Genomic DNA, 8,118 nt, shown 5'->3' on the forward strand with positions numbered 1-8,118 from the left:
AAAGTAACTGAGGCGATACGGATTTTTCAGGAAAATGCAGAGTCTTACCCGGATGATTCCAACGTTTATGATTCGTTGGCGGAGGCATATTCTGTTCAGGGAGACCGGGCAAACGCTATCAAGCACTACAAGAAGAGCCTGGAAAAGGATCCTTACAATGCAAATGCCATAGAAGTCCTCAGAAACCTTGAGTAAGAGTTAGACAATACGGGCGATGCATACAATCGCGCTAAAGGTTCCCTCCGGCAGGAATGAACACGCTTATCTATCCTTCGCACCTTGTTTGACCGCTTACGAACAGTGCTCTATACTCGATATGCACGTTGGAGCCAAAGATGCTGCAAAGGCAGCATCCATTTGATAACCCTCAAATTTTCAGTGCTCTAAAAACCCGAATCGCCGGGATGCCTTCAGGCCCTCTGCTGCACCGCGATTCCTGCAGACCTCGTGGGAAATTAAGTGTAGCGGCATCATGTGAGCTTGGCCCCTATGTTTTCGATCGTGAATCAGGAGATTCAAACTATGCTAAGAATATACATTCCGGTGCTTCTTGTTTTATGGCTCGTGGGGATCATCTTTTCAGTTTCGCTGTCGGGACTTATTCATCTGCTCCCGATTCTCGCAATTGTGCTCCTCCTTCGACAATTCTCGGGTGAAAAAACCACCCGACCCGGAGATACAGGACCGAGGTTTAAAAAATCAAAAACCGCTTCGCGATAGATCCCGACATTCAGTTTGATTCGCTTAAGGCAGTGGTCGCCCGAAGAGCACCAGAGGATGTTACGGCAACCGTTTCAATCATGGCTGGTTCATTGGTGGTGGAATGAAACCTATCCACCGCACAGAACGCGGACGACACAGAGTTGAATGGAATTTTTTTTACCTCAGCGTCCTCTGCGGTTCAACCCTGGTTCAATGATGCGGCACCCGCGGCGTCATTTCCGTCCGAAAAAAGTCCGCGCGAAATGATGGCTATTATGGCTAACAACAGAAATCTGATATAGCTATAATAGCCACATGAAAGACCGCGAAAGTAGCTGAGTTAAAGGACAAGCTCAGTGCGTATCTCGATGAAGTCCAAAAGGGCGAGGAGGTTGTGATCGTGAACCGCAAAAAACCTGTCGCGCGAATGACCCGCATCCTCCCGCAGGATCAGGATGAGGCAGAATGGGAACTCGTGGCCGAGGGCGAGATGCGGCTCCCGGAAAAGTCATTGACTTCTGCTTACTTGAAACGCTTTCTTGCAGTGCGCAAACCGGAAGTGGAAAAAGGGACGTCGCTCGACGCTTTGATTGCGGATCGAAATGATGAAGCAGGATAAGCGCGCTTTCTGGGATACGAGCTCATTGCTTCCGCTTCTCTGCCGGGATCGGTTTTCGTCGCGTTCCCGGGAATTGTTGCGGCGATATTCCACCATCATCGCCTGGTGGGGAACGCCTGTCGAAATTCACGCGGCGTTTTTTCGTTTGCAAAGAGACGGGCGCATGACAGCTTCCGGTGTGGAGAATGCGCTGGAGCTTTTTGCCGGCTTACGTCTACGGTGGCGGGAAATTTTACCGGTGGATCGAGTCCGTCAGCTTGCTGAGGAGTCTTGCCGTCGCCACACAATTCGATCCGCGGATGCACTTCAACTCGGAGCAGCACTCGTATGGTGTAACGAACAACCGAAAGGACGTAACTTCATCTGCTTTGACAATCGTTTGCTGGAGGCAGCCCGGGCCACCGGTTTTACCGTTCATTCCCTCTAACGAGGGTGCACGTCGAAACGGTTATCGCTTGAAAAAATTTCAGATTGATCGAGCAATCTTTCAAAAGCTAATCCAGCGGCAACTTCATTTTTTGCAGGAAGGCCCTTCATGCTCTGCGATTTCGTGAATCGTGCAGACGTTCGGATGATTCAAAGCGGATGCAGATTGCGCCTCGCGTCTGAATCGTTCGAGTGCTTCGGAAGTTGCAATGAAATCATCAGGGAGAAATTTCAGTGAAACATGCCGTTTGAGGTTGAGGTCTTCCGCTTCATAGACCACACCCATTCCTCCCCCACCCAGTTTGGTTAGGATGCGATAGTGCGAGACCGTTTCGCCGATCACTGCAAGGATTTTAACGCAAAGCCGCTAAGACGCTAAGCTATTTCTAAATACGCCCTTGACATGGGGAGTATTTGCGGCGATATGATGAGGCAAAATGAAAAAGACTGAATTCCTTGTAATCGGCGCAGGGCCATTCAGTTTAGCAACCGCAGCGTATGCCAGACACTTAGGGGTAGACGTAACTGTCGTAGGCAAGACTCTTGAGTTTTGGAGCCATCACATGCCCCAAGGAATGCTGTTGCGTTCCGATTATGACTGGCATCTGGACGCCAGAGTTGTTCATACATTCGCAGCCTATTTGGATGACTCCAAACTCTCAAGCAACCCACCAAGACCAATTCCGATAAGTCGATTTTGTGATTATGTCGATTGGTTCATGAAAAAATATGAACTCACAGTTACAAATCAGTATGTAACAAATCTGGCTTTTAGAAATGATGATTACGTGGCGACTCTGGACGATGGATCTGAAATTCACGCGCCGCGCGCGCTCCTGGGATTGGGATTTGCGAATTTCCGTAATTTACCATCCGATCTCGTTTCGAAGTTCCCATCCGGTTCCGTGGCACACACGTGCAACATGGTCGATTTTGAATCGCTTCGCAATCAACGTGTTCTCATTGTGGGTGGACGCCAGAGCGCTCATGAATGGGCTGCCCTGATTGGCGAAGCAGGAGCTGATGAAATTCACATCTCCTATCGCCATCCGGCTCCGCGTTTTGCAGAATCGGAATGGTCGTGGGTCCAACCCATGGCCCGTCTTGCGCTAAAAGATCACGCATGGTGGCGAAAACTTCCGTTGCAGGAACGCGAAAGAATCCAGAAGAAATTCTTTGCGGAGGGACGCCTGAAGCTAGAGCCATGGCTTGGTCCGCGCATTCATCAGCAAAACATCCACATCTATTCCCAAACAAATGTTCGAGTCGTGACTTCTTCAGAGGCGCCTTACAAAGTTGAACTCGACAATGGTGAAACGTTTGAAGTTCATCAGATCATTCTGGCGACAGGTTACCGCCCCAATATGAGAAACGTTCCGTTTCTGGATGCCTCCATTTTGAATCGCATGGATATGGAAGATTGTTGTCCAGTTTTGGATCCCGAGTTCCAGACCAGCATACCCGGCCTTTACATCACCGGTTTTGCAGCCACACGTGATTTTGGTCCCTTCTTTGGCTTTACAGTTGCGTGTCCCATTGCCGCAAAAATACTAGGTGATGAAATCAAACGACTCGGCCAATCGTCACCACGGACGTGAATAACTGCGACGAGGCTTATGTGAACCACTCCGGAAAGTGAATCGTCCTATCATAGTGAGTTTCGCTTTATGAATCCTATTCAAGGAGCAGGCTGGAAGCCGGCAGTACAGGCAAATCATGCTCAGGTTGTTTCCGGAATGATAAAATGTGCTGCTGTATGGAAATCAGAGTTAGCCACCACCGATCGATTCCCGTCATCACGCTGGAAGGGCGTTTTGATGGACTGGCCGCCTCTGAATTCGACTCCAGGATTCCGGACCTCACTCATCAGAGCGATACAATCATTCTTGATTTTTCGCGTGTAGCCTATCTTTCCAGTTCTGGCATTCGTTCGCTGCTCAAGCTGAAACAACATCTGGGCACGCGTTCCGGAAAAACCATACTGGTAGGCGTAACTTCGTTCGCGCAGCAAGTCTTGCGAACCTGCGGATTATTGAATCAATTTCCCTTAGCTGAAACTGTAGAAGAAGCCCTGGCCGGGCAAAATCGAGTGTCACGGCTCATACGGAACGAACGAGAGTATTCTATTCACGAAATCTCAACGGGAAAAGCGAAAATCGAATCATGGCAGGCGGATAAGAACGCTCCACCGGTTGCTATTTCACTGCAGGATCTTGGTTTTGCTTTTGGGATTGCGGGATTTGGCAGCACCGCCGCACAAGCAGTCGAGACAATGGGACCGTTTGTATCCGGAGTGAATTTTGCGGGTGTGCTTCCTCCGGAAGGAATTTCCGATTTTATCGTTGTCGAAGATCCCGCAGAGATTTTTGTCTATCTGAAATCCGCAATATCGATGAATGGAATCGCAGAAATAAGAATAGAGATCCGTTGCGACAAATCATTCACATTAGGCGAACTGATGAAAGACTTAAACGAGCTGACTCCTGATTCCCCCGTTCGGGCTTTCATCATGTTTGCCCGCACTGGAGCATTATCCGGCTTCTTCGCCACCGGCTGTGCTTTGAATGCAGCTTTGCCCGCCGAACTGCATGCGATTCTGCTTTCAGAAGTTCCCTTACAATTGCCTTCCGAGAATCCGCAGGAATGCGTTCGTATGATCAATTCTCTGGTTCCTCTTCAAGAAGTGTGCATCCTTAATCACGAAACCAGAATTCTGGCGGGCACGGTATGGATCTATACGTCAGATGCAATACGTCCCGGTGTGGAGAGATTGGCCAGGATCCAAATGGAAGACGGCAGCAGTATGGAAGAAGAGTGGGAAAAAATCATTCGACGTATATACACCGATTGCAATCGAATTCAACTGACTCCGCTTCACGGCGGCTTTGTGTCCAAAACATTTCGGGTAACCAGCTACGATACAGCAGGACGCAAACAATTTCCAACCGTGCTCAAGCTTGGTCCGGCTGCAGTAATGAATCGCGAAGAGAATGCGTGCCGTAATTACGCGGAGAAATTCATTCTGAACAACAGCACTACGATTATGGGCACCGCCTCCCACGGTAAATGGGCCGGCCTTCGATATAACTTCGTTGGAATCAATGGACCAGATACGAAACTTACATGGTTCCGTGAACACTACAGCAAACGCTCCTTAAACGAATTGACTCCGCTTTACGAAAAGATTTTTTGGAAAATCCTGGATCTATGGTACGGCCAATCAAAACAGGAAACGCTTTTTCTATATCAGGATCATTCGCCGCTTCGTCTATTTCCCGGCCTGTTCCACGATGCAGAAAGGGAATTCGGCATCTCCGCAGATTCAGAATTTTTATCAGTCCCTGAGTTGAACAAGACGCTCGTCAATCCGCTGCATTTTTTGAAGTATGAATATCCGGCACGAGCCGAAAAAAGTCGAAGCTGGTATAGCGCAATCTGTCACGGCGATCTGAATTTACAGAATGTTCTGCTGGATGAGCAGGAAAATATCTACATCATCGATTTTTCCGAAACTCGCGTCCGAAATGCGCTGGCCGACTTCGCAAGACAGGAAACGATTGTCAAATTCGAGATGACTCGCATCGACAATGAAAAGGATTTGCAGGAGATTCTGGAATTTGAAAAGGGAATTGCGTCGGTTCGTTCGCTGACCGATCCTCCTCCCTTCCACTATAGCGGCCACGATCCGTCAGTTTCCAAAGCGCACGGCGTGATTTGTTTGATGAGAAATTATTCCCGGCGCGCAGTGCATTCGCAAACCGATATCATTCCTTACTGGCTTGCCGTGCTGGAATGGACTTATTCGGTGCTTTCCTATATCGGGTTTCCTGCGATCCGAAAGAAATATGCGCTCTACAGCGCGGCGATCATCGTAAACCGCATCCTGGAGCTGGAAAGATGATCGATCCGTTGAAAGCGCGGTCCATGCTGGAAATCGTCCAGAAATATCATGCTCCGCAGTGGAGGAACAACGGACGAATCCCCTACTGGCATCACTGCCTTAGCACCGCAGAGATCGTATACGATGCAATTTGTAGATTCAATGAATTCGAAGATTCATCCATGGTGACGGACATTTTTCTGTCCGCACTGGCTCACGATCTGTACGAAGACACTCTGATTGATCCTGTGGAGATCAGAACTCGATTCGGCGCGCGCGTAGATGACTGGGTTCGCTGCTTAACAAATGAAGAAGGAGATGATTTTCGAGAAAACTACATACGAAAAATCGCTTCATCGCCCGAAGAAGTAAAATTGATCAAGCTGGCGGATATAACGGACAATACTGCAAGCTGCGCATACGGACTGCACGATCTGGGTGCGGTATGGGTGAAGGAACAATACATGCCACATATGTTGGAGATGCGGAATGTGATTACGGCAGATTGTTTTCAACGCTATACTCGCACCGCTTCAATTCTGATTCAGAATCTTCAATTTGCGTGTGAGCGCCTGGAAAGCAACCTCAAAAAATGGTAACCGCTGTAACGCAAAGTTCCCAATGACGGTCGAACCGTCACCTAGAAATCATGACAAAATTCACCGCGGAGTACGCGGAGGACGCAGAGTTAAGACAAAAATAAACCTCTGAGATGTCTCTGCGAACTCGGCGGCCTCTGCGGTAAAAAAAGGATTTCAGGGCAGGCGGAAAGACGCTAGCTGAGCCAGTCCTCAATTTGTTTCAGATGGTGAGCGTAATCTGCAATCAGTTCATCCATGCTGTTTCGAATCGTGATCACAGCTTCTTTGTGCCTGACTCCATAATCGTGATCCCATTCATCGGGACTCAGCGTCCGCAGAAAGTCGACTAATTCCTCAGCGGAAGTGTGCATTTCATACAGCAGTTCTTCGCGTGACTCCGAAGAAAATTGCTTCACGAACGCATCATTTATTTTGCTGTAATTCTCTCCCGGGTCGATATCGTAAAACGGGAGCTCACCTTTCCGAATCTGATTACTCCCCTGAATCAAAGACCGATTCCAGCCGATTAAGTGAGCCACAATATCTCTCGGCGACCAACGTTTCAATTTTTTGAGAAATTGATCCTGTTGCAAGGAGCGAATACATCTTTCGAATGCACCAACGTTTTTTTGAAAAGAAGCAATCTGATTTTCGATAGGTGGCATCTAAAGTTATTTTAAACCATTGTTTGAGATTGCAGAATGCAGATTTCAGATTGAAATTGATTGATTGTAGATTGAAAGCTGAACCGACCGTTGGTGTTTCTTATTTCTGAAGAGAGTCTCGGAGTGATTGTAACGCCGGCCTCCGACCGGCAAAAGCTTTAGTGGTCTGCCAAAGTCTGCCGGCTGGAAGCCGGCGTTACAAATTTCGCAGAACGCTCGTCAAATCTACAATTCTCACATTTCAATCTGAAATCTCACATCTGCAATCTGAAATTTGGTTGCGGCCGTAGGCCGCGCTATGACTCTGTGTTAAAAAAATGCTATTCGTGAAAACAGCAATCTGCCTATGAGCTACGCGAGTAGGCGGCGTTCTATTTCGATGTCGCTTCGTCTTTTGGCAGCGTCACTTTGAATTGGATTTTTGCGAGCTGATCGGGCGCCTTTCCGATCTTTCGCAGGAAGGGGAGCCACCGGGAATCGGAGCGGATTCTGTCTTTGCGTCCGAGCGCATGGTACGCCATCGGGAGACCAATCTCATTCCATTTTCAGGGCAGTTTCCCATGACAGCGAATGTCAGCCGGAACCATGAAACTTTCACCGCAGAGCACGCAGAATTGTTTTGGGAGTTTTTAGTTTTCTCTGCGTGCTCGGCGATCTCTGCGGTGAAATTTTCGGGAGGTTGATTCGGCATGCGAAGCTGTGGAAGAATAATGAGTTCTTAATGAGGTACTTATGAGCGATGCAACATTATTTCAGGAATTACAAGGGGTAGTCGGTGGACAGGTTTTAAACGACTCCGAAAGTTTGAATGCGGTTAGCGGCGACTTCGGGAGGATGATCACGCGCGTTCCCCGAGTGGTGGTCAGGCCTTCTTCTGCAGAAGACATTGCGGCCGTGATTCGCACGGGAATCCGTTATAACCTCCCGATCAGTTCCCGTTCAGCGGCGCACAGCCAGAGCGGACAGGCGTTAAACCAGGGTGGAATTCTGCTGGATATGACCGCGCTAAATCAACATTTTGAGGTAAACACTGAAGAAAAAACATGCATTGTCGATGCTGGAATTCTCTGGAATGATCTGGTCAACCGACTGAAGCCCCACAAATTGATTCCGCCGGTCCTGACAAACAATTTGAATGTTACAGTTGGCGGCACGCTTTCTATGGCGGGAATCGGAGTTGCTTCTTTCCGATATGGAGTGCAGGGAGACAACTGTGTTGGTTTGCAGGTGGTTACCGGAGCCGGA

The 8,118-nt window shown here is 48.6% G+C and carries 11 protein-coding genes; 8 read left to right on the plus strand and 3 right to left on the minus strand.

Annotated features, from left to right (window positions below; translation table 11 throughout):
* From L0156_21595 to L0156_21610, 4 genes are all read left to right on the plus strand, one after another.
* The coding region (locus L0156_21595; protein MCI0605588.1) for a tetratricopeptide repeat protein at positions 1-195 on the plus strand (195 nt) is incomplete at its 5' end.
* Between the two features lie 327 nt (positions 196-522).
* A complete protein-coding gene (locus tag L0156_21600) occupies positions 523-720 on the plus strand; it encodes a DUF5670 family protein (GenBank protein ID MCI0605589.1) in 198 nt (65 codons plus the stop codon).
* A gap of 382 nt (positions 721-1,102) precedes the next feature.
* Positions 1,103-1,321, plus strand: a complete 219-nt coding sequence (locus L0156_21605) for a hypothetical protein (GenBank protein ID MCI0605590.1) — start codon at positions 1,103-1,105, stop codon at positions 1,319-1,321.
* Positions 1,305-1,748: a type II toxin-antitoxin system VapC family toxin gene (locus tag L0156_21610; GenBank protein ID MCI0605591.1), complete on the plus strand. Its 444-nt coding sequence runs from the start codon at positions 1,305-1,307 to the stop codon at positions 1,746-1,748. Before L0156_21605 ends, L0156_21610 begins: the two co-directional genes overlap by 17 nt.
* Positions 1,749-1,832: 84 nt before the next feature.
* Here L0156_21610 and L0156_21615 read toward each other — a convergent pair whose 3' ends face one another.
* Entirely contained in the window at positions 1,833-2,090 is a 258-nt protein-coding gene (locus L0156_21615) for a hypothetical protein (protein MCI0605592.1), read from the minus strand.
* A 94-nt stretch (positions 2,091-2,184) separates the two neighbouring features.
* Between L0156_21615 and L0156_21620 the strand changes: the two genes are divergently transcribed.
* The 3 genes from L0156_21620 (at position 2,185) to L0156_21630 (ending at position 6,226) form a co-directional block, all read left to right on the plus strand.
* Positions 2,185-3,345 (plus strand): NAD(P)-binding domain-containing protein, encoded by a 1,161-nt coding sequence (locus L0156_21620; protein ID MCI0605593.1) that lies wholly within the window; start codon positions 2,185-2,187, stop codon positions 3,343-3,345.
* 158 nt (positions 3,346-3,503) lie between these two features.
* The gene (locus L0156_21625; protein MCI0605594.1) at positions 3,504-5,648 is read left to right on the plus strand and encodes an anti-sigma factor antagonist; all 2,145 of its coding nucleotides are present in this window, start codon (positions 3,504-3,506) and stop codon (positions 5,646-5,648) included.
* Entirely contained in the window at positions 5,645-6,226 is a 582-nt protein-coding gene (locus L0156_21630) for a hypothetical protein (GenBank protein ID MCI0605595.1), read from the plus strand. The genes L0156_21625 and L0156_21630 overlap by 4 nt, the downstream gene beginning before the upstream one ends.
* 176 nt (positions 6,227-6,402) lie before the next feature.
* Here the strand turns inward: L0156_21630 and L0156_21635 are convergent, their stop codons facing one another.
* Positions 6,403-6,873, minus strand: coding sequence for a ClbS/DfsB family four-helix bundle protein (locus L0156_21635; protein ID MCI0605596.1), 471 nt, complete (start codon positions 6,871-6,873; stop codon positions 6,403-6,405).
* A gap of 371 nt (positions 6,874-7,244) precedes the next feature.
* Positions 7,245-7,394, minus strand: coding sequence for a hypothetical protein (locus L0156_21640; GenBank protein ID MCI0605597.1), 150 nt, complete (start codon positions 7,392-7,394; stop codon positions 7,245-7,247).
* A gap of 211 nt (positions 7,395-7,605) precedes the next feature.
* On the opposite strand from L0156_21640, the gene L0156_21645 reads away from it, so the two are divergent.
* Positions 7,606-8,118: FAD-binding oxidoreductase (locus L0156_21645; GenBank protein ID MCI0605598.1), on the plus strand; the 513-nt coding region annotated here is incomplete at its 3' end.

Source organism: bacterium, assembly GCA_022616075.1.
Classification (GTDB): Bacteria; Acidobacteriota; HRBIN11; order JAKEFK01; family JAKEFK01; genus JAKEFK01.